This window comes from Moraxella sp. (genome assembly GCF_030525845.1).
In the GTDB taxonomy this organism is placed as follows: domain Bacteria; phylum Pseudomonadota; class Gammaproteobacteria; order Pseudomonadales; family Moraxellaceae; genus Moraxella.
Window position 1 is genome coordinate 89,028 of sequence record NZ_JAUNDY010000005.1, and the last position, 25,953, is coordinate 114,980.

General features: G+C 42.2%; 24 protein-coding genes and 1 pseudogene. 13 read left to right on the top strand and 12 right to left on the bottom strand.

Annotated elements, in window-relative coordinates:
- Window positions 1-72 precede the first annotated feature (72 nt).
- The 3 genes from rraA (at window position 73) to Q4B79_RS03490 (ending at window position 2,529) form a co-directional block, all read left to right on the top strand.
- Entirely contained in the window at window positions 73-573 is a 501-nt protein-coding gene (gene rraA, locus Q4B79_RS03480; protein ID WP_303085039.1) for a ribonuclease E activity regulator RraA, read from the top strand.
- 293 nt (window positions 574-866) lie between these two features.
- A complete protein-coding gene (hemF, locus tag Q4B79_RS03485; RefSeq protein WP_303085040.1) occupies window positions 867-1,844 on the top strand; it encodes an oxygen-dependent coproporphyrinogen oxidase in 978 nt (325 codons plus the stop codon).
- A gap of 220 nt (window positions 1,845-2,064) precedes the next feature.
- Window positions 2,065-2,529, top strand: coding sequence for a cytochrome c (locus Q4B79_RS03490; protein ID WP_303085041.1), 465 nt, complete (start codon window positions 2,065-2,067; stop codon window positions 2,527-2,529).
- A 61-nt stretch (window positions 2,530-2,590) separates the two neighbouring features.
- Here the strand turns inward: Q4B79_RS03490 and sodA are convergent, their stop codons facing one another.
- Entirely contained in the window at window positions 2,591-3,205 is a 615-nt protein-coding gene (gene sodA / locus Q4B79_RS03495) for a superoxide dismutase [Mn] (protein ID WP_303085042.1), read from the bottom strand.
- Window positions 3,206-3,423: 218 nt separating this feature from the next.
- On the opposite strand from sodA, the gene Q4B79_RS03500 reads away from it, so the two are divergent.
- From Q4B79_RS03500 to Q4B79_RS03515, 4 genes are all read left to right on the top strand, one after another.
- Window positions 3,424-4,314, top strand: a complete 891-nt coding sequence (locus Q4B79_RS03500; RefSeq protein ID WP_303085043.1) for an ATP-binding protein — start codon at window positions 3,424-3,426, stop codon at window positions 4,312-4,314.
- Window positions 4,315-4,471: 157 nt separating this feature from the next.
- On the top strand, window positions 4,472-5,137 hold the full coding sequence (gene tsaB / locus Q4B79_RS03505) for a tRNA (adenosine(37)-N6)-threonylcarbamoyltransferase complex dimerization subunit type 1 TsaB (RefSeq protein WP_303085044.1): 666 nt from the start codon (window positions 4,472-4,474) through the stop codon (window positions 5,135-5,137).
- 233 nt (window positions 5,138-5,370) lie between these two features.
- Window positions 5,371-6,213: an undecaprenyl-diphosphate phosphatase gene (locus Q4B79_RS03510; protein ID WP_303085045.1), complete on the top strand. Its 843-nt coding sequence runs from the start codon at window positions 5,371-5,373 to the stop codon at window positions 6,211-6,213.
- Window positions 6,214-6,218: 5 nt separating this feature from the next.
- Entirely contained in the window at window positions 6,219-7,022 is an 804-nt protein-coding gene (locus Q4B79_RS03515; RefSeq protein WP_303085046.1) for a class I SAM-dependent methyltransferase, read from the top strand.
- 37 nt (window positions 7,023-7,059) lie between these two features.
- Here Q4B79_RS03515 and dapF read toward each other — a convergent pair whose 3' ends face one another.
- The gene (gene dapF / locus Q4B79_RS03520) at window positions 7,060-7,959 is read right to left on the bottom strand and encodes a diaminopimelate epimerase (protein WP_303085047.1); all 900 of its coding nucleotides are present in this window, start codon (window positions 7,957-7,959) and stop codon (window positions 7,060-7,062) included.
- 198 nt (window positions 7,960-8,157) lie between these two features.
- Here dapF and Q4B79_RS03525 point away from each other — a divergent pair, with 198 nt between their 5' ends.
- A complete protein-coding gene (locus tag Q4B79_RS03525; RefSeq protein WP_303085048.1) occupies window positions 8,158-9,405 on the top strand; it encodes an HRDC domain-containing protein in 1,248 nt (415 codons plus the stop codon).
- Between the two features lie 54 nt (window positions 9,406-9,459).
- Here Q4B79_RS03525 and Q4B79_RS03530 read toward each other — a convergent pair whose 3' ends face one another.
- The 6 genes from Q4B79_RS03530 to cgtA all read right to left on the bottom strand — a co-directional run bounded on the left by Q4B79_RS03530 (window position 9,460) and on the right by cgtA (window position 18,969).
- Complete coding sequence (locus Q4B79_RS03530; RefSeq protein ID WP_303085049.1) at window positions 9,460-12,642, bottom strand: S8 family serine peptidase; 3,183 nt, start codon at window positions 12,640-12,642, stop codon at window positions 9,460-9,462.
- Between the two features lie 963 nt (window positions 12,643-13,605).
- Window positions 13,606-13,953, bottom strand: coding sequence for a 2Fe-2S iron-sulfur cluster-binding protein (locus tag Q4B79_RS03535; protein WP_303085050.1), 348 nt, complete (start codon window positions 13,951-13,953; stop codon window positions 13,606-13,608).
- A 14-nt stretch (window positions 13,954-13,967) separates the two neighbouring features.
- Window positions 13,968-15,065: a class Ia ribonucleoside-diphosphate reductase subunit beta gene (nrdB, locus tag Q4B79_RS03540; protein WP_303085051.1), complete on the bottom strand. Its 1,098-nt coding sequence runs from the start codon at window positions 15,063-15,065 to the stop codon at window positions 13,968-13,970.
- A 243-nt stretch (window positions 15,066-15,308) separates the two neighbouring features.
- On the bottom strand, window positions 15,309-16,424 hold the full coding sequence (gene hemE / locus Q4B79_RS03545; RefSeq protein ID WP_303085052.1) for a uroporphyrinogen decarboxylase: 1,116 nt from the start codon (window positions 16,422-16,424) through the stop codon (window positions 15,309-15,311).
- 205 nt (window positions 16,425-16,629) lie between these two features.
- A complete protein-coding gene (gene proB, locus Q4B79_RS03550) occupies window positions 16,630-17,742 on the bottom strand; it encodes a glutamate 5-kinase (protein WP_303085053.1) in 1,113 nt (370 codons plus the stop codon).
- Between the two features lie 12 nt (window positions 17,743-17,754).
- Window positions 17,755-18,969 (bottom strand): Obg family GTPase CgtA, encoded by a 1,215-nt coding sequence (cgtA, locus tag Q4B79_RS03555; protein WP_303085054.1) that lies wholly within the window; start codon window positions 18,967-18,969, stop codon window positions 17,755-17,757.
- Window positions 18,970-19,077: 108 nt separating this feature from the next.
- Here cgtA and Q4B79_RS03560 point away from each other — a divergent pair, with 108 nt between their 5' ends.
- From Q4B79_RS03560 to Q4B79_RS03570, 3 genes are all read left to right on the top strand, one after another.
- Complete coding sequence (locus Q4B79_RS03560) at window positions 19,078-19,899, top strand: hypothetical protein (protein WP_303085055.1); 822 nt, start codon at window positions 19,078-19,080, stop codon at window positions 19,897-19,899.
- 16 nt (window positions 19,900-19,915) lie between these two features.
- Complete coding sequence (locus Q4B79_RS03565; protein WP_303085056.1) at window positions 19,916-20,203, top strand: hypothetical protein; 288 nt, start codon at window positions 19,916-19,918, stop codon at window positions 20,201-20,203.
- Window positions 20,204-20,748: 545 nt separating this feature from the next.
- Entirely contained in the window at window positions 20,749-21,039 is a 291-nt protein-coding gene (locus Q4B79_RS03570; RefSeq protein WP_303085057.1) for an ESPR domain-containing protein, read from the top strand.
- Between the two features lie 474 nt (window positions 21,040-21,513).
- Here Q4B79_RS03570 and rpmA read toward each other — a convergent pair whose 3' ends face one another.
- Both rpmA and rplU read right to left on the bottom strand, forming a co-directional pair.
- Complete coding sequence (gene rpmA, locus Q4B79_RS03575) at window positions 21,514-21,771, bottom strand: 50S ribosomal protein L27 (RefSeq protein WP_029102112.1); 258 nt, start codon at window positions 21,769-21,771, stop codon at window positions 21,514-21,516.
- Between the two features lie 42 nt (window positions 21,772-21,813).
- Window positions 21,814-22,125, bottom strand: coding sequence for a 50S ribosomal protein L21 (gene rplU, locus Q4B79_RS03580; protein ID WP_078273844.1), 312 nt, complete (start codon window positions 22,123-22,125; stop codon window positions 21,814-21,816).
- Window positions 22,126-22,321: 196 nt separating this feature from the next.
- Between rplU and mnmA the strand changes: the two genes are divergently transcribed.
- Complete coding sequence (gene mnmA, locus Q4B79_RS03585; RefSeq protein ID WP_303085058.1) at window positions 22,322-23,473, top strand: tRNA 2-thiouridine(34) synthase MnmA; 1,152 nt, start codon at window positions 22,322-22,324, stop codon at window positions 23,471-23,473.
- 55 nt (window positions 23,474-23,528) lie between these two features.
- On the opposite strand, the gene folP is transcribed toward mnmA, so the two are convergent.
- Together folP and Q4B79_RS03595 are read right to left on the bottom strand one after the other, a co-directional pair.
- Complete coding sequence (folP, locus tag Q4B79_RS03590) at window positions 23,529-24,341, bottom strand: dihydropteroate synthase (protein WP_303085065.1); 813 nt, start codon at window positions 24,339-24,341, stop codon at window positions 23,529-23,531.
- A 115-nt stretch (window positions 24,342-24,456) separates the two neighbouring features.
- Complete coding sequence (locus tag Q4B79_RS03595) at window positions 24,457-25,542, bottom strand: MBL fold metallo-hydrolase (protein WP_303085059.1); 1,086 nt, start codon at window positions 25,540-25,542, stop codon at window positions 24,457-24,459.
- Window positions 25,543-25,670: 128 nt separating this feature from the next.
- Between Q4B79_RS03595 and Q4B79_RS03600 the strand changes: the two are divergent.
- Window positions 25,671-25,953: pseudogene (locus tag Q4B79_RS03600) on the top strand (GTPase HflX); the annotation flags it as partial.

The window sequence follows — 25,953 nt, forward strand, 5'->3', positions numbered from 1 at the left end:
TCATCAGTCATTGACAAAAGTCTAAAAAGCCATTATAGTAAAATTTTCGTCTGTAAATTTTAAGGATAAAATATGGCAACGTTCATTACCTGCGACTTGCTCGATGACAACGAAGATAAAGTCATTGATGTCATACCTCCCATCATCGGTACTCAGCGATTTGTTAATTTTGGTGGTAAAACCACCTTCGGCGGTCAGGTGGTTACCGTTAAATGCTTTGAGGATAATTCACGTGTCAAAGAGTTACTGGCAACATCAGGCGAGGGCAAAGTACTGGTGGTTGATGGTGGCGAGTCCACAAGATGTGCCTTACTCGGGGATATGATTGCCAAATCAGCACTTGACAACGGCTGGGAGGGCGTAATCATCGCTGGGTGCGTGCGTGATGTTGATGACATCGCCAAAATGAACATCGGTGTTATGGCATTGGCAAGCATTCCCAAAAAGAGCGTGCGTAAGGGCGTAGGAGAAACTCAGCTTCCCATTACCATCGGTGGTGTCAAGATTCGCCCAGATGACTGGATATATGCAGACAATAACGGCATTATTGTCAGTAGCGAAAAACTCATCTAGCCGTTATTTAATCAAGTGCTAATCACGCCAAATCGTTTTTCATTGACTTTTTGAGTAAAAAGCCCTACCATTAGCTTGGTGGAGCATGACTGGTTTTGGTTTGTGCCAATGGTTGATTTTGGGCTAAACGGCAATTTACCCACATGATGATTTAGCCTAGGGCGTGTTGAACTTTTGTATTTGCGATTAAAAATGAGAAAAATTATTGCTAAGTTATTTCCAATTTGTAAATAATGTTATAAATGTTCAACACGCCCTATTTAAGTAACTAATAAATTTTAATAGAGAAAACGATGAGCGAGTACATTACCGATGAAAAAATCCTAGCCGTCCGCAAGTTTTTTTTGGGTTTACAAGACAATATTTGTCATGCCCTAGAAGCCCAAGAGAGCTTAGGCAGTGTAGATGGAGGAAGTAGTGCTGGATTTATCAGCGACATTTGGGAACGTCCCGATGGTGGTGGTGGTCGCTCCAACGTCTTATCAGGTGGTCAAGTCATCGAAAAAGCAGGCGTGATGTTTAGTCATATTCTCATTAACCACCTACCAGCATCAGCCACTCAAAGACACCCTCAGCTGGCAGGAGCCAATGCCCAAGCACTTGGTGTGTCTTTGGTGGTACACCCCAAAAACCCTCACATTCCCACAAGCCACGCCAACATTCGCCTGTTCATTGCCACCCCTAGCGATGGAGGCGAGCCGATTTGGTGGTTTGGTGGCGGTTTTGACTTAACCCCATTTTATCCCAATCTTGACGACGTCGTGCATTGGCATAAAACCGCCCATGATTTATGCCAACCCTTTGGCGAGGACATCTACCCTAGATTCAAGGCATGGTGCGATGACTATTTTTATCTAAAACATCGTAATGAATGTCGTGGCGTTGGGGGGCTATTTTATGACGATATCAATACCGAGAGCATGGGTTGGGATTTTGATAAATGCTTTGAGTTTACCAAAGCGGTCGGACAAGGCTATTTAGATGGCATTATCCCCATTTTCCAAAACAACAAACACAAGCCCTACACTCCTGCCGAGCGTGAATTTCAGCTGTATCGACGTGGACGCTACGTTGAGTACAACCTCGTCTATGACCGTGGCACGCTCTTTGGCTTGCAGTCAAATGGTCGCACCGAATCCATTCTTGTAAGCATGCCTCCTTTGGCAAGCTGGGCGTATCGCTATGAACCAATGGCAGGTACAAGAGAATTTGAATTGACCGATTTTTATCTCAAACCAAAAGATTGGCTAAATTTTCAAAATCAGGATTAGCTTCACGCCATCTCACTCATGCGGTCATTTTGATGGCGGACGCTCATAAATCAAAATGGATAAATCCTACCCTCAGAGTAAGTTTAAAAATTTACTCTGTCTTTTTGCGTGTGATTCATACACTACATAAAACCAACAAAACAGGCTTTGAAAGCATAAGCTAACCATGCTAGAATAAAGGATTAACCATTTTCTTATAGCCACCTATGTAGGAAGCCAAATGAAACTAAAATCCCTAACCCTGATTGTACTGACCTCGCTGGCATTAACCGCTTGCGGAGGCGAGAGTGCTTCTACTGCACCTGCAAGTAACGCAGGTAGTGATGCCATCAAAGCTCGACAAGATGCCATGCAAGATTGGCGTGGTGCTAACGAAATCATGAAAGGCATGATGGAAAATCCTGCTAATTTTGACGTTGCTGTCTTTAAAGAGCAAGCAGAATTCATCAGCAGTAGCACCGCACAAATGTGGTCGTATTTTAATGATGAAAACGCCAAAGGCAAAGCACAAGACGCTGTATGGACTGATGCCGCAGGCTATAAAGCCAAGCAAGATGAATTTAATGCCGCCATTCAAAATCTTGTGAATGTCGCCAGTAGTGCCAGCAGTGCCGACGATGTAAGTGCTGCTTTTGGTCAGATGGCAGAGAACTGCGGTAGTTGCCATAAAGTATATAAAAAATAACCATTACCCAAATAAAAAGAGTGGAACATGCCACTCTTTTTTTATATCAAAACAAGGAACATTAAGCCTTGTCGAAGTTTTCTTGGGCTTTGTCCCAGTTAACCACGTTCCAGAACGCCTTGATGTAGTCGGGGCGTTTGTTTTGGTATTTTAGGTAGTAGGCGTGCTCCCACACATCAAGACCGATGATAGGCGTGCCTTCACAGCCTGCCACGTCTTTACCCATAAGTGGGCTGTCTTGGTTGGCGGTAGAAACAACAGCAAGTTTATCGCCTTGCTTGACCAGCCACGCCCAACCAGAACCAAAACGAGTGGCAGCCGCCTTTTCAAACTGCTCTTGGAAGGCTTCCACCGAACCAAAATCACGCACGATGGCGTCTTTTAATGAGCCTTTTAGTTCTGTGCCAGTTTTTAGGATTGTCCAAAATAGGCTGTGGTTGGCGTGTCCACCTGCGTTGTTACGTACAGCAGTTTGTTTGTCGGCAGGTAGAGCTGATAGATTGGCAATCACTTCTTCGGCTGATTTGTCCGCCCACTCGGTGCCTTCTAGGGCAACGTTGGCGTTATTGACGTAGGCTTGGTGGTGGCGAGAATGGTGGATTTCCATGGTCTCTTTGTCAAAATGTGGCTCTAATGCGTCATAGGCATAGCCTAGCTCTGGCAGGGTAAATGACATAACAATTCCTTAATAAAAGTAGGGTTAAACGCTTTACAAATCATGGATTTGCAACTACTAATATAAAGCCAAAAAACACAAATTTCAAGAGCTCTTACCTAAATTTTGTCAAAGACCAAAACAACCTTAATACCTTAGTAGGTGTTGGGTGTTTTGATGATTTTATTTTTTAAAAAATCCGTGATATACTGACAAGAATCACATTTTTAAGTTTCCTCATGAACCCAACTGACGAACTACTGACGCTTGGCAAGACATTCCTCCAAAAAGCCAACCAATTTCTGACACAATACACACAACCTGCCATCACACTTGACAAAGAAGTTTTGGCTTATCGCTGGGTGGGTGGCGTGCATGGAGGACTTTCTGCCATTGATGTGCATTTTAGTGTCAGCCTTGACGATTTGCACGGTATTGACACTCAAAAAGATAAGATTATCCAAAATACTCGCCAGTTTTTACATCGCCTCCCCGCCAATCATGTACTCATGACGGGTACACGTGGTGCTGGTAAATCAAGTTTGGTGCGTGCTTTGCTTTGTGCTTATCATACAGATGGGCTAAGGATTATTGAAGTTTCTCGTGATGATTTGCAAATGCTTGATAAAATCCGTCATGCAATCATGATGGCGGATAATGACTGTCGTTATATTGTTTACTGCGATGATTTGGCATTTAACCAACATGATGAAAATTACCGCACCCTAAAAAGCGTCTTAGATGGGGCATTAGATAGCGAACAAGACAACCTACTGGTGTATGCTACCAGCAACCGCCGTCATCTACTGCCTCAGCTAATGAAAGACAATGTCAGCATTTATAATGGTCAGACAGATGAAGTTAATCCCTACGAGACCATCGATGAGACCGTTTCACTCTCTGATCGTTTTGGGTTGTGGATTTCTTTTTACCCCATGAACCAAGAAACCTACCTAAATATTGTGGCACATTATCTTGCCAAAGCAGGTCTGGATTTTGACGAATCAGCCCAAGCAGAGGCTCTAAAATGGGCTAGCGGTCGTGGCGGTCGCTCTGGACGTGTGGCATATCAGTTTAGCAGGCATTGGGTTGGCATCAACAACCTAACAATCCACCCTGCTGATAAATAACCAATAAAGTTTCTCATGCTACATTCGCCCATTAGATACACCAAACCAATCAACATGCGTTTTTGGATTGGTGGATTTTAATTATCAATTTAACAAAACAATAAAAATCAAATGAATTTTGTGCTATTATAATGAATTTCACTTAGCACCGTTACTTATGACTACCATCATCGCCTTTGATACCGTGTTTGACCAATGCTCCATCGCCATCATCACAGATGGCGAAGTGATTTATGCAGATACCCTTGCAGGCGGACGTGGACAAACCGAAACCATTCTACCCCTACTTGATCAAGCCCTTCATCACTCAGGTACTTCATTAGCCAATGTCCATGCTTTCGCCTTCAATCGAGGGCCGGGAGCGTTTAGTGGCATTCGTATCAATACGGCGGTGGTGCAGGCTTTATCGTTTGCGTGCGAGTTGCCATGTGTGGGGGTGTCAAGTTTAAAAACGCTTGCCAATGCCTTTGTTGTGCAAAATGCTATTTCTAATAATGCCATTATCGCAAGTTGTATTGACGCTCGCCAAAATGAAGTTTATGCGTGTTTTTATCAAATTGAAAATGGTGTATTAACCCAAATTGGCGATGAACAATTATTGGCATATGATAGTGAAATACAAGCCGATTTTATCATTGGCAATGGTGGAGCATTTATCAAAACCAACGGCAAACTGATTGACCTAAACCCAAGTGCCAGCGATATTGGAAAAATTGCTTATTTTGACTATTTAAATAATGGCGGAGTAAGTGCTGAAAATGCCCTACCTGTCTATTTACGTCATAATGCATGGAAAACTTTGGCGGAGCAGGGGAAAAAGTGATTAAAGGCATTTTATATTTTATTATTTATCTATTTCTTTGCTATCAAGGTGGCATTAAATTTAGCATTCTATTTACATTATTTTTATTGGCATTATTTTATATAATATTTAAAATTCACGATGTTGATGATTATGTGGATAGGCTGTAGATGGCACACAATCAAAGGTCTAATCAGAGTTGGGATAAATCCCAGCCTACAAAACCCCAATTTATGTAAAAAGAGCGAATTATTGTGGACATTTTATTATTTATCAAAGCCCTAATCATGGGCATTGTCGAAGGCATTACCGAGTTTTTGCCGATTTCTAGTACAGGATACTTGATTTTGTCTGCTGATTTGATGAACTTTTGGACAAAAGAAAAAACCAGCCTTTTTATTGTCGTCATTCAAATGGGGGCAATCTTGGCAGTGGTTTATGATTATTGGGGCAGACTGTACAATGCCTTAATAGGGTTATTAACAGGCAAAGCCAAAGGCTTGGAAAAACCTCGTCAATTAGGGTTATCTTTGATCATTGCCACCATTCCTGTAATGGCGGTGGGGTTGGCATTTGAGGATTTTATTACCGAAAAATTATTTCACCCTGTGGTGGTGGCAATCATGCTCATTATCGGTGCGATACTCATTATTTATGCCGAAAAAACCAAAAGACCCATTATCGCAAAAACCGCTGAACAAATCGATTTTAAGACCGCTTTAAAAATCGGTTTATGTCAATGTCTTGCCCTAATTCCAGGAACTTCTCGCTCTGGCTCAACCATCATCGGAGCATTGTTATTTGGCACATCACGCACGGCGGCAACCGAGTTTTCATTCTTTTTGGGTATTCCTGTGATTTTTGGGGCTGCCATTTTGGGACTTATTAAACATAAAGATGCTTTACAAACAGGACAAGATTGGACGGTATTGGGCGTTGGGATATTGATTTCCTTTGTTGTGGCACTTCTTTGTATTCGTTTTATGGTGGCGTGGGTCAGTAAAAAAGACTTTATGATTTTTGCTTATTTAAGAATTATAACAGGATTGATTGTCTTGATTGCGTTTTTTGGGTTCGGTTATCAAATACAAGGGTGAAATCATTGAATTGTCTTTTTTTAAATAATGATGAACAACAATTAAAGTTAATTAAAAACATCATAAAAGAATTTCAATTACCTTTGTCATTGTCCATCATTGATACTTTGGACTGCTCCAATAAATCCTTAAAAAAACTAAATACCTTAAATCCCGATACACCCCTACTATTTTTCGATAAACAAAGTTTAATTTTAGCGATGGTGGTGGATGATGAAATCATCAAAACTTCCCTAAATTGGCAAAGCCTACAAAAACGCATTGTCAGTGCAGGCAAAAATAACGAGCTGATTTTAAAGGCAAGCAAATTAAATAAAGAGATGAGCGTCATTGACGGTACAGCAGGGTTTGGGCAAGACAGTTTGATTTTGGCAAGCACAGGGGCAAGCGTTCTGATGATTGAACAAAACCCCATGTTGTTTTTAATGTTAGTGTTTGAACAACAAAAAATGAGCCAAAACCAAAATTGGCAAAAACTCATGACAAGAATGAGTATTGTGTTTGGCGATAGTAATGAGATTATCAAACAAAACCCAAAACACGATTTGATTTATCTTGACCCCATGTTCCCCAATGACAGCTATAAAGGAGCGGTCAATAAAAATATGCAAGTGTTGCACCATTTTATCAATCCGCCAAGTTTTGCCGATGAAATGGTTTTATTTGAAACGGCAATGGCAAACTGTGATAAACTGATGATTAAACGCCCCATTTCCGCCCCCAATTTTGCTAATAAATCGCCCAATCAAAGTTTTAATAATGACGTCATCAGATTTGATGTTTATTACCCCAAAATCTCCAACCCTTAATAAAATAAACCCCTGCTTACTGCAAGGGTTTTATCATTTAGACTTCGTACTCTTCTGTGGGACTTAGGTTAATCCCTGCTTGTGCCGCCAATCCATCAGGGCTAAACACTCCCTCATAGACAAACGAGGTTGGACCTGTCATCATGACCGAATATCCCTCTTGGTAACGCACCGCAAGACTACCGCCATAAAGCTGAACTCGCACGTCCACACCCTCATCAATCCAGCCTTCACGCACACCGACCGCCACAGCAGCACATGCCCCTGTACCACACGCCTGCGTTTCGCCCACGCCTCTCTCATAGACACGCAGACGCACATGGCGTTGATTAATAATTTGGACAAAGCCAACATTGACACGCTCTGGAAATGATTCGTGGCTTTCGATGAGCTTACCCAATCTTGCCACGTCAGCAGTCAGTACATCGTCCACCAAAATCACCGCATGGGGATTACCCATATTGGCAAGATACAACTGCACAGGCTCGCCATCGACATTTAGGCGGTAAGCGTTCCCAATTTTAGTGATGGCTTGGGGAGCAAAAGGAATCTCGCTAGGCTCAAACTTAGGCTTACCCATGTCCACTTGCACCCAACCATAACGGTCGGTGGTCAGCGTAATAATGCCACTAGCGGTCTCCACTCTAAGACGCTGTTTAAAGGATAATTTGCGAGCTTGCACAAAAGAAGCAAAACATCTTGCTCCGTTACCACATTGAGAAACTTCCTGTCCATCAGCATTAAAAATACGGTACTTAAAATCCACATCAGGGCGAGATGGTGGCTCTACGATAAGCAACTGGTCAAAACCCACGCCAATATGACGATCGGCAAGCAATCTAACCAGCTCATTTGTCAAGTTCATACGCTGAGTAACTAGGTCAATTACCATAAAATCATTGCCCAGACCATGCATTTTAGTAAATTCGATAAGCATTGTCATTTTCCTTTATTTTGGATAAAATTTTACACCGCTATCTTATCACGATACGCCCAAATTGTTAATAATAAATTATCAATAAAACCCAATAAAGATAAAAAACCGATTTTAAATACATTTTATCCATATCCAAGCTTGACACAATCGCTGATTTTTCGTATAAAATAACGCTCTATTTTATCCCCTGTTTTTATTATGACTCATTTAAATAATACCAACCAACCCACCAAATTTCAATTTCCCAAAGCCACCATTGACAATCATGCCCTACTTAGCTTGCCAACCAAATGGGTAAAAACCCAAAACGAACTGCAAGAGCTGATTGACGAGCTTGACACAGTTGATGTAGTGGCGTTGGATACCGAGTTTATTAAGCGTGATACTTACTACCCCATATTGGCACTCATACAGGTCAATACTGGTAAAACCCTTTATCTGGTTGATGTTCCCTGCCTTGATTTGACAAAGTTTTGGCAGGTGCTATGCCAAGTGCCAGTCATGGTGTGGTATGCTTGCGGAGAAGATTTGGGGATTTTTTATTTGCTGGCGGATAACCCACCACTTACCAATGTTTTTGACGTACAAATTGGCGTGGCATATCTGACAGGTAAATTGCAAGTAGGTTATAGCCAATCTGTACACGAGATTTTGGGGATTGCCCTAGATAAGGGTGAGAGCCAATCTGACTGGCTTGCTCGCCCTCTGACACACAAGCAGGAACAATACGCACTCAATGACGTGCGGTATTTGCTTGCTTTATATGAGTCCGTAAAAGAAAATCTTATTAAAAATAAATCACTTAACTACGCCATTGAAGACTGCACGCTCTACGCCAAAGAGCTACACGCCGCACAAAATATCGCTGATGACCAGCTTTATCTAGACTTTGTCGCACCAAACTATAACAGGGTACAACTCTCCACTCTAAAAGCACTTACTGCGTGGCGAGAAAAACTGGCACGTGCCACCAATAAACCCAGAAGTTTTATCATTGGCAAACAGCCATTGCGTGAGATTATTGAGACACTACCCACCAACATCAAAGAATTGTCAACCACCACCATAAACCGTGCTTCACTTCGCCGTCATGGCAATGAGATTGTTGCTATCATCAAGCATGCCAAAGAGTTACCCACCCATCAAATGCCTACAAAAATCCCTGCCTACACCAGCAAAGCCAAGCCCTTTCGCCAAGCCCTAAACCAAGCCATTGATGAACATGCCAATTTGTTGGGCGTGCCTAGCAACCTGCTTTTAAAGGGGCGGTGGATTGACGAGCTTTTATATCATATCTACCAAGACAAGCCCGCTCATGACACGCAGGATTTATCCGATGGACTAAATGGCTATCGCCGTATTTGGGTTGTGAAAGTGGTACTCCCTCTACTCTATCAGCACAAAAAAGCCATCGATGACGGCTTTGATTGTGGGTTTAGAATGTAAATTGACAATAAAAACAAACCCAAGTTCAAGCCTTGGGTTTGTTGTTAGATGAGATTAGAACTTCATGGTAAAGTTTGCACCGATTGCTGATACATCATTATGCTTACCGTCAGTATAGCTATAATTTAGACCAACCTGTGCATTTGGCGTGATGTTATAGTTGGTGCCGATGGTTGCTTTTACTTGGTTTTTGCCAGTATCCCAACCTTCAAACTCAACATCAGTACTTGTGCCTGCATAATTGGTGCGTAGTTTTACGTCTTTTTTGGTGGTATTGGCTGCTTGTACGCCACCATACACTTCCCAATTTGGTGCTACCATCATTGCTGCATCAACACCAATACCGATTTGGGTTTGTTTAGTACTTAGGCTATTGATATTGTTGATACCATCATTGTAGTTGTCGTTGCTCTTATAGTTTTGATAGCCAGCAAAGGCATAAGGCTTCACTTCCACTTGACTACCCACGTTTAGCTTGCTTGCCACCTGCACGCCAGCACCCAATACTCTGCCATCAAAATCACCAGAATTATTAGCACCATTGCGGTTGCTCTTGGTGCTGGTGTTGGCACCTTGTAACCAACCTGTTACATTAGCTTTATCAGTGATGGACTTAGAGGCACCGACAGTAAGACCGAGCAGTTTGGTTTCGGTTTTATTATTAATACCATAAACAGAGTCTACAAGCTCTAATTTACCAGTATCAATCTGTGCACCAACGACCACGCCAGTATCTAGCTTAGTACCAACACCCACATTAAAGCCATTAGTTTTACGCTCACTGGTAGAGTGATTGAGATCATAATCATACTCTTGGTGCAGCACATCGCCCCACATTGCTCGCTCTTCTAGGTTACCTAGTTTTTTGGCGAAATTGGTGGCGTTGGTGGCACTAACTTCTACGGTATTGGCGGCGGTGTTAGCGTATACGCTTGGGTCAAGTTTATAAAGCTCTTTATTGGTGTCTACAACTGATAAAGTTGACGATACATCTGTTGCATTGTTGGTCGCTACCATGTTTTCAAAACCAGAAAATACTCGGCTAGCAAATGATTTTTCATCATCGCTCAACGTACCAGTCTCTTGTTTTTTATCCATGTTAGCAAGCACTTTATCTAAATTACTCGCCACACGAGCACCGCTGTCCATCATAGACACCGAACGAACCACATTACCTGCTTGCAAGCGTCTTGCAGTGATTTGAACATCGGTATTGGTGCTACCACTGGTGGTACCATTACTGTTGGCAGTGGGTGTGTACTCTACTTTGGTAAGCTCAAACAGTGGATTGGTAGAACGCTGATTGGCGTATTGACCTCTGACACCGTTTTTGGCACGAAGAACAGTACTGCGGCTGCCATTTTGACTGATGATGCCATCACGAGTTTCTCCTGTTAGGCTGATAGTACCATCTAACAATGCCCAGCCATTTACAGTAATCATGTTGCCAAATTTGGCTTTAAATTCACTATTACGATCTGCGCTAAAATTGTTGTCAATTGTTAGGTTGCCCTCGTTATTTAGTGAGCCACCCTTCTGCACCACCATACCAACAGTACCATAACCTGTTAGCTCGCCACCAAACAAGCGAATGATGGATTGACCATTATTGCCATTAACTTCTAGCGTACCACCTCTAATGATAGAATCACCACGATAGCTGTTGTTGCCCGTAAAGACTAGTTTACCATTACCTTGTTTGGTAAAACCTTTATCGCCTTTTAGGTCATTATAAAACACAGAAACAGGCGTACCAGCAGTATCAAGCACCACGTTATCCCAATAGAAGCCACCATAACCTTTGGCAGCAGCCTCTGGATCTAGTAGACCCCAGCCACTTTCCCAAGTGATGTTTTTACCGTTGTGGTTTTTGATAACTTGGCGGTTCTCCCAACCTTTATCACCATAGATGTAGATATTGCCACGACTGTCTCTAAATGTCTGACCACGATAGCCAGTTGGTACACGAGACACTTGCACTAGACCACGATAAGTGGATGGCATATCTGTGTTAAAATCCTTAGCAGTCCCCAAAATGGTTTGAGAAATATTTTCATTCTTCATCCAAGGATAAGCTGCTTTCACCAGCACTGCCGTCCCTGTAACACGAGCTGCGGCAGGAGAGGTACCTTGATAAGTAGCTAAGCTACCATTATTATCGTGGTTGGTAGAGGTAGAAGTTGCCGCCAAGCACCAATCAGCTGTACGACCACAGAAGTTGGCCTGAGAGAAATCCTCACGAGGCGACGATACAGTAATAAAACCCTTTTTAAAATCACTGTTAATTAAAGGAGCTAGGTTCTCATCATGGGCATCATTTAGGTTTTCATTGCCGCTTGATTTGATTAATAAAGCATCACGATTCAAAATCAAATCATGAATCACAGGCAACGTCAATTCAGCATGGGTAATTCTGCCTGTGCGACCATAAGTTACCGCACCCGTATTGCGGTTATAGTCGGAGATTTGAGCATCACGATACCATGTGTCAGAGTTATCAGAACCCCAAGAGTTATTAAAAATCTTAACACCGTAATTGTCATTTAGGCGACGCATCATCAAAAATTGGTTGCCACCATTAGAATTTCTATCAATACTATCACTGCCATAGATGCGAGCATTAGTCATGCCGTTGTTACCAGCAATGATAGAGGCCATTTGTGATCCATGATGTCCGCTGGCGACATTGGTTGCCATCTCACTGATGCCAGAATCATCGTAAGGCAGATAGCAGTTATTTGCCCCCTTGATTTGGCAATATACCTGCGTACCATGAACGTTAGCACCGATCATGTCTTGGTTATTGCGGTTAATACCAGAATCAATCACACCCACACGCATGTTGCGAGTGTCAATGCTATTTTTTAGATTATTCAAGCGAGCAGCATAGCCATTTTGATCCGTACCAAAAAACGCTTGGGTTAATTGAGCGTTATTGATATCGTCCATGGCACTATAACCTGTTCTGGTGCCAGCACTGGCACGTGGCTGAGACGCAACCAAGTTTTGATTAATAGCACGGTCATAATTGGGTTTGGTGGGCGTGATAGGAGCAACATAGCCATTGTTCTGTCCTACTGATGGGGCAGGGGCTGGGGCTGGGGCTGGTGCGGGATTGACTGGCTGTCTTGGTTTCCACCACCAAGGATTGGCACTGGCCGTACCACTAACTGCAACTAAGCACGCCAAGGCAATGGGCGTAAGCGTAAAATATTTTTTGGATTGAGTGTTTTTCATCACAAACTCCTAGCTAAATTAGCAGAAAAACAAATGAGGTAAATTATTATTCGCATAAAAAAGTATTGGTAGAAGTAGAGGCACTCGCCATCATCAAACAAGCGATGGTCAGCGGCTTTAAACCAAATTTCTGTTTAGCAAATACTAATTTCTTCATGGGGTTTTTCCATAAATACAGTCAATCGACCCAAAATAACACAGCCAATTTATCAGCATAAACTTGCCATTTAAGTTATTTTACATTCAATGACCATAACAACACACAACATAAGATAATCCAACACATTGTTAATCATCTTATCATTCACACCAAAATTGGTAACGATGCTTACTCGATTGCAATCTTGATGTAACTATTGTAAAAGAAAAATCAGATCTGTCCAAATAGCAAGAAATTTCAGTAACATTTGGGTTTACTTGCAAGTTATTGTTTTTTATAGATAATTTTAAAAAACATAAACAACCATAGCAAGAACTATTAACAAAAACAAATCACTAGCAATATTATAGATGCAATACAGTAAGAATAAAAAATCCTCACCAAAAACGCCAGCCAATCCACCAGCAAACGCATGTCTGCCATGACATGCATAAGAATATAACATAACAAAATAGAGAATATTTACAAAAATGAAACATTTGTATAAACATTTGTACATAAAATACACAATTTAAATAAGGTATTTTTATAAAAAATAAAAATTAATATAAATCAATAAACTACAAACTTTTTTCATGTCATCACACCCAAACCTGCCACAAATGGATAATTTTTGTCAATTTTTAACATTGTAACGCTAATGTTGCTCATCTGATAAAATAGCATAAAAAGACAAAAAAATAACCTATATTCAATAGGTTACTAGATAAATGGTGATAACCAGATATTATTATAAATTTTAAAAATGACAATGTTGATTACATTTACCTATATGATGATGGGGATCTTGAACCGATGATGGTCTACTTGATAACCTCCAACTGACATTTAGCAAACACATACTCCAAATGTTGATGGGGACTGTCACAACCAACATGAATACAAGCACCAACATCATCATAACCCACCGCCATCGCCCCCATCGGCATACAGCAGCACGCCAACACCTCATCTGCATTTAGCTGTGCCAACGGAGTCTGCTTTGATGAAACTTGCCCAATCATGCCTCTAACTTTCATCTTACACGCCCCACAATACCCCTGACGGCACATGTACCGCACGTCTTTATGCTCGGTGCGTATCATGCCATCAAGCAAGGTCTCGCCCTCATGCAGGTAAAACCGCATTTCATCTGTAAAAACCCACGACATGAGCATTCTACTGATTACAATTTAAAATCATTTAAATCCACCCCTTCCAAATCACTGTCAATCTGACCGACCAGATAGGTGGTGATTTCGGTTTCTTGGGGGGCAACTTGGACATTGTCGGACGATAGCCAAGCGTTAATCCATGGGATTGGGTTGGATTTAACATCAAAAATCGCAGGCAAGCCAATCGCTATCATACGTGTGTTAGTGATGTACTCCACATACTGGCACAAAATATCACGGTTTAGTCCAATGATTGAGCCATCTTTAAATAAATAATCCGCCCAATCTTTTTCTTGCTCGGCTGCCACACGGAAAATCTGAGTTGCCTCCGCCTCACACTCTTTGGCAATCTCTACCATCTCGGGGTCGTCCTGACCATTTCTCATCAGATTGATGATGTGCTGAGTACCATTGAGGTGCAAGGCTTCATCACGGGCAATCATCTTGATGATTTTGGCATTACCTTCCATGACTTTGTTTTCGGCAAAGGCAAATGAACAGGCAAACGACACATAAAAACGAATCGCCTCCAATACATTAACCGCTACGATACACAAATATAGCTTTTTCTTTAATTCACGCAAATCGCCCTTGCCTGTTAAGTTATAAGTTTGGCTCGCCTCATACAAATCATCATAATACACCGCAATGTCTTTGGCTCGTGCCAAAATGTGCTCGTTATCCATGATGTCATCAAAAATCACGCTGGGGTCATTGACGATGTTACGAATGATGTGCGTGTAGCTACGGCTGTGAATGGTTTCGCTAAAACTCCACGTTTCAATCCATGTTTCAAGCTCAGGCAAAGACACAATCGGCAAAAGCACCGCATTGGGGCTACGTCCTTGAATGCTATCTAGCAAGGTTTGGTATTTTAGGTTGGATAAAAAAATGTGCTGGGCGGGGGCAGAAAGCTCACTAAAATCAATCCTATCACGGCTGACATCAATCTCCTCTGGTCGCCAGAAAAAGGACAACTGCTTTTCAATCAACTGCTCAAAAATGGGGTGGCGTTGCTGGTCGTAGCGAGAGACGTTCACCGCTTGCCCAAAAAACATGGGTTCTTTTAGGGGGTCGTTTTTGGTTTGAGGAAAAATAGAATAATGCATACAACTCTCTGCTTCAATTTGAGAATATACTATATATGGTATATTTATAAAAATATAATAACTACATCGTGTGTATTTTGGTGTGTCATTCTAGCATAATTTTATGTTTTTCGGCAAAAAATTTTAGTCATTTACCCATAAAATTCAACAACAGATTGATTTTAAAATAATTTTAAAATCCAATAACCAGCTTCCAACAAAAAAACCATGAATATATCATGGTTTTATGTCAAAATCACTACTTTAAATCTTAAACTCATGCACCGCATCAATAAAGACTTTGGCATGCTCTGGTTTTACCCACTGGGTGATGCCATGTCCCAGATTGGCGATATAGCCAGTCTTGTCGGCACGATAAGCATTGGAGAGCATGTCATTGACCGCTTGGCGGATGCTCTCTGGCGAGCCATAAAGTGTCGCAGGGTCTAGGTTACCCTGAATGGCTTTGGGCTTTTGAAGTTTTTTGTGCTTGATGGTTAAGGCTCTTTGGGTTTCACTAAGCATTTGGCGAGCCTTATCAAGACGCACCGTCCAATCAAGCCCCAAACAATCCGCCTCGCTGTCCGCCTGAATATCAAGCCACAACCCACCACCTTTGGTAAATAATACCACAGGAGTATCAGGGTTTTTTTCTTTTAAGCGTGCGACAATCTCACGGTTATAATGATGACTAAATTCAGCAAACTGCTGATGTGCCAACGCTCCACCCCAACTGTCAAAAATCTGTACCAAGTTTGCCCCTGCCACAATCTGAGCATCCAAATAATCCACCACCGCATCGGTGATTTTGGCAAGCAAGGCGTGCAAAAACTCAGGGCGAGCGTACATCATCTCTTTGGTATGGCGAAATTCACGACTTGACCCACCCTCCACCATATAAGTGGCGAGCGTCCAAGGCGAACCGCTAAACCCAAACAATGGCACTTGACCGTTTAGTTCTTTGCGAATGTTGGTTACCGCTTTCATGACATAATCAAGCTGACCGTTCACATCGATTTTTGGTAGGCGTTCAAGGTCGGTGGGCGTGCGGACGGTGTATTTGAGCTTAGGACCTTCGCCCTCCTCAAAATACAATCCCAAACCAAACGCATCAGGAATGGTTAAAATGTCGCTAAACAAAATCGCCGCATCCAGCTCAAAACGGCGTAAGGGCTGTAACGTCACTTCGGTCGCCAAGTCCGTATCTTTACACAGGCTCAAAAAATCGCCCGCTTTGGTACGGGTTTCTTTATATTCTGGCAAATATCGCCCCGCTTGTCTCATCATCCATACAGGGGTGGTATCCACAGGCTCAAAACGCAAGGCACGGAGTAGGCGGTCGTTTTTTAGGGGGGCGAATTTTTGGTTGGTTGCCGACATAAAATTTTCCATGTTTAGAATGTACAAATTGCCATAAATCATCACTAAGGTCTATGTGCAAATAATACACAAATTATGGTTATAAAAAAACCCAAACTTTAATTATACCAATATTATAGCAAAAGTTGTATGCTTTTAAAATAAGTTCACAAATTGACAACATATAAGCAACATAATACCATCTTTTAATTGTCTTGCGATGATATTACAACACCGCCATCTCATCACGATGCACCATGATGGCTTTGTCATTATCAGTTAAATTTAAGATTTGCAATACTTCATCGGTGTGCTTTTGGGTGATTTGTTTGGCTTGGGTGCTGTCAAAACCCACTTGACCCACTGCCAAACGCACTTTATCACGATTAACGATTTCCACCACATCGCCCATGTCAAAATCGCCCTGCACTTCAACCACACCCACAGGAAGCAATGATTTGTGCTGATGCGTGATTGCCTCCACCGCCCCATCATCAATGATGAGCGTGCCTGCCACACGAATGTGGGTAGCAAGCCATTGCTTCTTGGCAATCAGACGGTCGGCATGGTCGGTAGTCAGCCGTGTGCCAATCGATTCGCCATCTGCCAGACGAGTGATGATATTTTCAACTTTACCATTGGCGATGATGGTTGGACAATTTGCCATCGCTGCCAGTCGCCCTGCACGGATTTTGGTGAGCATACCACCAGAACCCCATTTACCGCCATCGCCCGCCACCTCAAAGAGATAATCCGCCATCGCTCGCTCGGTTTGGATAAGTTTGGCATCAGGGTTGGTGCGTGGGTTGTCAGTAAATACGCCCTCTTGGTCGGTCAAAATGATGTACAAATCCGCCCCCACGAGCGTGGCACTCATCGCCCCGAGCGTGTCATTATCGCCAAATTTAATCTCTCCATAGCTCACCGTGTCGTTTTCATTAATGACAGGAACAACATGCCAGTCAATGAGTTGGTTTAGGGTTTGGGCGATGTTAAGATAGCGAGAACGATGAGCCAAATCATCATGGGTGAGCAAAATCTGTGAAGACTGCACCCCTCGTTGAATGAGTGCCTGCCACCACGTCTCAATCAGCCCCATTTGTCCAATGGAAGCGCACGCCTGCAAAGCAGGGAGCTTTTTGGGGCGTTCAGATAGGTTCATGCGAACCACACCCTCTGCCACCGCCCCACTAGACACCAGCACCACCTCGATACCACGAGCGTGCAACGTGGCGATTTGTCTTGCCCATTCATAAATGGCGGTGCGGTCAAGCCCACGACCGTTGTTGGTCAGTAGTGATGAACCGATTTTAATGACAATGCGTTTTAGCTTACTCATAACATTCCCTTGTTAATATGGTGCGTACTCCACCGCCACATCATAATCATCCTCGTCCCAGTCGTCCTCATCATCGTCAGACAGACCCTCACGCTCAGCTTTGCGTTTGGCACGGTATGCCTCTTTTTGGATTTCGGTATTATGACGGACTTCCTCCTCCAATCTGGCAAATCGTTCGGCTCTTTCTTTGGCAAAATCAACGTCCTCCGCCTCTCGCTCCTCTTCCGCCTCAATCTCGCTCATCAGATGATATTTAATCTCGTCCGTACCAATACCGCCAATGGTTGAAGTACGAAAGACTTCGCCTTGCCAATTTAAATCCTTGACGATGTTTTCACACACTTCATCAAGCTCATCATCGTCCAATTGGTCGATTTTATTGAGTACCAGAATTTGGGGTAATTTGGACAACTCAGGCGAAAATTTTTCGAGTTCATGCAAAATAATGCGTGCATTATCGGCAGGATTTGAGCCATCAATCGGCTTAACATCAACAATGTGGAGCAAACGGCGAGTACGAGCCACGTGTTTTAAAAAGCGAATGCCAAGCCCTGCTCCCTCGCTCGCCCCCTCAATAAGCCCCGGAATATCCGCCATCACAAAGGATTGATGCGTACCCACATCGACCACGCCCAAGTTTGGCACAAGGGTGGTAAAAGGATAATCCGCCACCTTAGGACGAGCGGACGACACTTGGCGGATAAAGGTGGATTTGCCCGCATTTGGCAAACCAATCAAACCCACATCAGCCACAACTTTAAGTTCTAATTTTAGATTTTTGGCTTCGCCAGCAAAACCGGGAATGGCTTTACGGGGAGCTTGGTTGGTGGAGGTTTTAAAGCGGGTATTACCAAAACCGCCATCACCACCCTTAGCCACCAAAATGGTTTGCCCAATCTCCACCAAATCCCCAATCACCACATCAAGGTCAGTATCAATGATGGTCGTACCCACAGGCACTTTTAAATAAATGTCGTCCGCCCCTTTGCCTGAGCAGTTTTTGGAGCGACCGTTTTCGCCTCGTTTAGCCTCAAATTTACGAGTATAACGAAAATCCACGAGCGTGTTGGTGTTGTCATCAGCAATCACATAAACACTACCGCCCTTGCCACCATCACCGCCATCAGGGCCACCTTTGGGGACAAATTTTTCACGGCGAAAACTGACAATGCCGTTACCGCCATCGCCTGCTTTGACACTAATCACCGCTTCATCAATAAAACGCATAATTTATCTCTATTTTTTACTTAATCGGTCATTATACCATATTTTTCACAGGAATATTGATTCACGGATGACAAAACCACCCCAAAACGGCATTTATTTTGGGGTGGTTTGGATTTAGGATTATTTTACGCCCTGTTTGACCAAATCATCATAACCACCATGATTGGTAACATTGGTATAACCCAAGATTATCAAGCGACAACAGCTCTTACTAATGGTTTTAACAAAGATGAGGTGCAAAGAGAACTTGATGTTCAAGTTCAGGTAACGCAAAGCTTTGACCAAAACAGACGAGAAGTTAGAACCCAATATGCCAAAAAAGCAGAAGCGTATCGCAAAGAAGCTGAAAAACTCCCACAAGGAAGCCAAGAAAGAACAGACTTAGAAGCCAAAGCCAAGCAAATAGACGACAACCTCAGACTATTTGATGGCATCACCTCAGCCTTGTATGCACCTAATTCAAATGGTATCATAGGCGATGTTGCAAGAGCGGTTAGTCCACAAGTGGCTTATCAAATTGGGCAATATTTTAAAGACAACGAACTCAAAAACCAATCAGATGGCGGTAATAGACCCGAAGAGCAAAGCCCACAACACCTACTGGCTCATGCCATACTTGGTGCTGCCACAAGCTACGCCACAGGCAACAACATCACAACAGGTGCTCTATCAGGAGCAACCAGTGAAAAAGCCGCCCCAATCTTAGCCACCTACCTATATGGCAAAGACACAAAAGATCTGACCCAAGAGCAAAAAGACACCATCGTCAGCATTCTAAATCTAACTACAGCAACCGTAGCTTATACAGCGACTGATCGCAGCACTGCTGATGCGGGCGGAGTTGGAATTGGTTGGAATATTGGTCCTGCAACTGGTTATTCCAAAACATTTAAAATTCTACCAATCGATAATCAAGAATCTAAAAAATAAACAATAGGAGCTATAAATGCAAAATTTACCTTTATTTGTATTTTTTATACTATTTCTATTCATACTTTCTTATTTTTATTTTATAGTAAGACTAAGTAAAGATATAGGATTAATTAAAGATATTGGTGGTTTTTTTACTCATAATATTGAAATAACTAATTTAGCTTGGGATATTTTTATAGGAAGAATAAAGTCAGAGAATATAAAAAAATCAAAATATTTTAAAATTGTTCAATTCCATCTACGTTTTTATCCAGTAATATTTATTATATGGATTTATACAGATGCGGTATTTGGCTCATGACAACTTATTGTTATATCGTAATTTAAGAATACTCGTGCAAACACTTTAAATAGAATTAGGAGTGGAAAGTGGGTTGCAAAATAAATGAAAGAAAGTTGAAATTGGAGGCATTTTTTTAAGTAAGAATAATTATCTTTTTGAGGTTTTTGCTTTATTTGATTGTCAGTCCAAAAAGTATGCTATACCTATGTCAATAAATGTGTGTGCAACCAATGATACAATGTACAATGATTTAAAAAGTAGCTTGATTGAGATTATTCAAGATGAACTTAATGAGGTTTTTCTAGATTGGTTTTGTGATTTAGATGGTGCAATTTATCGTCATTTTTGTGATTATTAAAAAAAGATATATTGAACCTTTTGTAAAACCAAAAAGATAAAACTAAGCATTTCTTATCTTGTAAAACTTTAAAAAACCCAAATTTAATAAACGCAAGGGTCTCTTGGGAAAAAGAATTTTCCTTTAAAACCCCAACACTACTTGCCAACCCCATACCCTATTTTATATAGTCTACCATCAATATGCTTTTAAAAGAATCTTTGATATGAACAAACAATTATACCGCGTCATCTTCAGCAAACACCTACAAAGACTTGTGGTTGTTTCTGAAAAGACACATTCGCAAGGAAAATCAGGCAGTCAAGGAGGAAGTGAGTCTAATGCAGGACTAGGAGAAAGTCAGATTATCTCCCAAAATCGTGTGAATGCCTATTATGGAAAATGGGCAACCTTGTGTGGGGCGGTATTAATTGGACTTGGCCTTGCTAACCTTTCTTATGCTAACACCAATAACCCTCCTACCACCATCATCGCTGACTCATGCAAAAAAAGCTAAACCACCTTGACCACTGTTAAAATTCCAACCCCAAACTTACCCCACCAGTCCATTCCTTTTTACCAAAGTACTCAGGTGAATCAGGCTTTATCATTTTTTATTTCATAAGCAGTTGGATTTTATTGCGTGCCAGACTTGTTGGCGGAACGCTCGCCTTCGCCATATTTTTGCATTTTTTACACAATTTCGCCATTATGTTGGAAACGTTGGTCATCATGTCAAAATAATACAGTTAAAAATTTTAAAAGTACCACAAAATCAACCTTAGGCGCAGGGTGCAACCACGCACCGTTTGAAGTACTAGCCCTTTATTGGTGCGTGATACGCACATTACGCAGGCTTTATAGTCAATTCCACCCCCTATCCAAAACACCACGCAAGCATCAAAGAGGATTATGTTAAATAAATATTTGTCCATAAAAAAATCCCACCAGTTTGCACTCGTGGGATTTTATGCGTGAGCTATTTGGCTAATTATTCGCCAACAACAGACACATAACGGCGACCGAACTCGCCTTTCTTTTCAAATTTTACCACGCCGTCAGTCAAAGCGAAAAGTGTGTGGTCACGACCCATGCCCACGCCTTCACCTGCATGAAATTCTGTACCACGCTGACGAACGATGATGTTACCTGCGATGACGTCTTGACCGCCAAATACTTTTACACCAAGCATTTTTGGGTTAGAGTCGCGACCGTTTTTGGTGGAACCACCAGCTTTTTTAGTTGCCATGAGAATATCTCCTGTGAATACTTTTAGCTAAAAGTATGTAAATTAACCATTGATTGCGTTGATTTTAAGCTCGGTATACCATTGACGATGACCTTGCTCTTTGTGATAGTGCTTACGGCGACGGTGCTTAACGATACGCACCTTTTTGCCACGACCGTGAGAAACTACTTCTGCAACCACACTGGCACCAGCAACCACAGGCTGACCGATTTTTACATCAGCACCATTTACTACCATTAGCACTTCCTCGATATTCAAGGTTGCACCAACTTCTGCTTTCAATAGCTCAACTTTCAAAGTCTCGCCAACGCTGACACGGTGTTGCTTACCGCCACTTTTGATAACTGCGTACATCGCATTCTCCAATAAACCTGAGTGCCGTGGCTATCCCTTGATAGCTCTTACTAACGAACACGACTAGGAAAAATAAGGTGGTATTTTATCTATTTTTATGAGAAAAAGCAAGAAGTTTTAAGATAATTTTCAAGCAGACTTGCAAATACCAAAAGATGCCCCATACAATTTTTAACTTTTTAACCAAACTAAAATTATGAACGCCTACCGTCTTTCTGATGTCGCCAATTTTCATGGCAAAACCCCCAACCAAATCAAAGTCATCGTTGGCATGTCTGGCGGTGTGGACAGCTCGGTGTCGGCGGTGTTGTTAAAAGAAGCAGGCTTTTGTGTGGAAGGCTTGTTCATGAAAAACTGGGAAGAAGATGACGGCACCGAATACTGCACCGCCATGACCGACCTAGCGGACGCACAAGCGGTGGCGGACAAAATCGGCATACCGCTCCATACCGCCAACTTTTCGGCAGAGTATTGGGACAATGTCTTTGAACATTTTTTGGAAGAATACAAAGCAGGTCGCACGCCCAATCCTGATATTTTGTGTAACAAAGAAGTCAAATTCAAAGCCTTTTTGGATTATGCCTTGACGCTGGGGGCGGACTATATCGCCACAGGGCATTATACTCGCCGAAGTTTTGAAGTGGACAGCAAGGCGTGCTTACTGCGTGGACTAGACACCAACAAAGACCAAAGTTATTTTTTACACGCAGTTGGGGGCGATAAAATCGCCAAAACGCTATTTCCTGTGGGCGAACTAGAAAAGTCAGAAGTGCGAGCCATTGCCGAGCGGTACGAGCTTGCCACCGCCAAGAAAAAAGACAGTACAGGCATTTGCTTTATCGGCGAGCGTAAATTTAAAGATTTCTTGCAAACCTACCTACCTGCCAAACAAGGCGACATTTACACCGATGATGGTGTGAGGCTTGGTACACACGACGGTTTGATGTATTATACCATTGGGCAACGGGGTGGCATTGGCATTGGTGGGGTGGCAAATCGCCCAGAAGAGCCATGGTTTGTGCTACATAAAGATCTGGCAAATAACCGCTTGATTGTCGGACAAGGGCACGAACACCCTTATCTCATGTCCACCACCTTGACCGCCTATAAGCTAGACTGGGTCAATGCCGTGCCTGCTAGCGGTACAAAGCTCACCGCCAAAGCTCGCTATCGCCAACCCGACCAAGATTGCACCGTTTTTGTGGACAATGACACCGTGCGTGTGGTCTTTGACACCCCCCAACGGGCGGTAACGGCTGGACAATCGGTGGTCTTTTATGACGGTGAAGTGTGTTTGGGCGGTGGGGTGATTGATTGGTGTGATGCTCCTTTCGGTTCCAATTCATAAATCGCTTATTCTACGCAGCCATAAAATTAGCCCACACTCACTATTTTGGCAGATATTAGCATACCATCTGCCACATTTTGATTGCCTGAGCCATCATCGCCACATCATGCACTCGCACGATGTTTGCCCCTTGTTGGATTGCCAGTAGATGAGCCACCGCCCCCACGACATCTCGGTCGGCGGGTGTGTGGTTGTGAGCAGGGGTAAATTGCCCCAAAATCTCACCCAAAAAGCGTTTGCGAGACACGCCAAACAGCATGGGTAAATCAAAATGAGCTTGAATGTCGCCAAGCCGTTTCATCAAAGCAACATGATGTTCGTAATTTTTGGCAAAGCCCATGCCCACATCAATGATGATGTGTTCACGTTTCACGCCTGCATTGAGGGCGTTTTGTACGTCCGCCCCAAGCTCGCTGACTACTTCTGCCACCACGTCCGCATATGTTGCCAAATCATTCATCGTCCTTGTCATGGTATCAGGCTCACCCCGTGAGTGCATGATGACGACAGGGCAATCAAGGCTTGCCACCATCTCCCTAGCCCCCACCCCACGCAGTCCACGCACGTCATTGACGATGTCTGCCCCTGCCCTAATGCCCTGCTCCATAACGGCAGGATTGCTGGTGTCAAGCGATAGCCAAATCTCATCGCCAAACCTTGCACGGATTGCGTCCACCACAGGCACGACCCGACCAAGCTCAGTATCACTATCAACCGCAGGGGCATTTGGGCGAGTGGATTCGCCACCAATATCAATGATGTCCACACCCCAAGAGAGCATCTCATCTACATGGCTTAAAGCGTTGTCCAATGTATCAAACCGCCCACCGTCCGAAAAAGAATCGGGCGTTACGTTTAAAATCCCCATGATTTTTGGGGTGGATAAATTTAGGGTTTTGGCGTTAGTAGATAGAGTAAAATGGGGTAACAGATTTGAATTTTTAATGTCAATCATTTTAATATCTCATCGGTTTGGTGTAAAACTATTGAATCCACCATTCATCAAATGTCATTTCTTCATCAAGATAAAATACTTCGCCAATTTTGGGTGTATAAAGTGGCAAATGATGTTGTTTGGCATAAGTGGATAATTTAATTAACGGTTCATTCCAAGCATGATAAGCTAAGGTAAATTTGCTATTATGCACAGGAATGATTTTTTGTGGATTTAAATCATTGATGGCTTTGATTAAATCATCAGGCATAAAATGAATGTTTGCCCAATTTTTATTATATTGTCCATTTTCTAAAATTGCTAAATCAATATCTCCAAACTTTTGTTTAATGTCTTTATAAAAAACATCATAACCGCCATCGCCACCAACATAAACATTGCCAAAATCCGATGAAATCATAAACGATGCCCATAGCGATTGATTGCGTTTTAGTCTTCTTCCCGAAAAATGACGAGTAGGCAGGGCGGTAATATTAAATTTACCAAGTTGAATGTTCTCGTACCAATCCAATTCAATAATTTTACTATCATCAATACCCCAACGCTCCAAATGAGCTCCAACACCAAGACCCATAATAATCTGCCCAACATTGTTTTTAATTGCTGTAATGGTGTGGTAATCCAAATGATCATAATGGTCGTGCGTGATAATTAAATAATCCACCTTTGGCATATCGCTAGGCTGATAAATATCCGTTCCTTGATATGGGTTACCACCAAAAGGTAAAGGTGTTGCTCGTGTAAAAACAGGGTCAATTAAAAATATTTTGCCATTTAAATTTAATAAATAAGATGAATGTCCAAACCAAATAAACCAATTTTTATTTTTTGGTAGATTATTTAAATCGGTCTTGATAGATGGAATGGGGTTTTTGGGTGTGATGTTTGAGCTTTTTTCTGGAAATAGCATTTCAAAAAACCAAGCAACTGCTCCATCTTCGTGATTAATGATAGGCGTATGGGAAAGATTTTGAAATTGCCCGTTTTTGTAATTGGGTGAGTTTTGAATTTTTGCCAATCGTTCGCCTGTAGGTGTCGCTCCAAAAATAGGCATTTGCAAATATAAAGTAATGATAATCGTCAAAATGGCAATTATAGAAAAAAGGATTAACATGGAATTTTTGAGATATTTCATAAATTAAAAAATAAAAAACCAGATTATGAACCAACAAAACTAAACTTGAAAAACATTTTTAATTATGCCATTATATCTTATTTTAAAACCTTTGTTAAGGAAAAACTTTGCAATATCTTGACCAACACGCAGGCACAGAAAAAGCCATTTTGGTGCATTGTGTATTTAAATCGCTTGAATTTGCCGATAACCAAAACGATTTACAAGAGTTTGCCCTGCTTGCCACTTCTGCCGATGCTGTTATTTTGGATACCATTACAGGGACGATGAACAAGCCCAATGCCAAACTATTTATTGGAACAGGTAAGGCGGACGAGATTGCCCAAAGGGTTGCCGATTTAGATGCCAACATTGTGCTGTTTAATCATACGCTAACACCCAGCCAAGAGC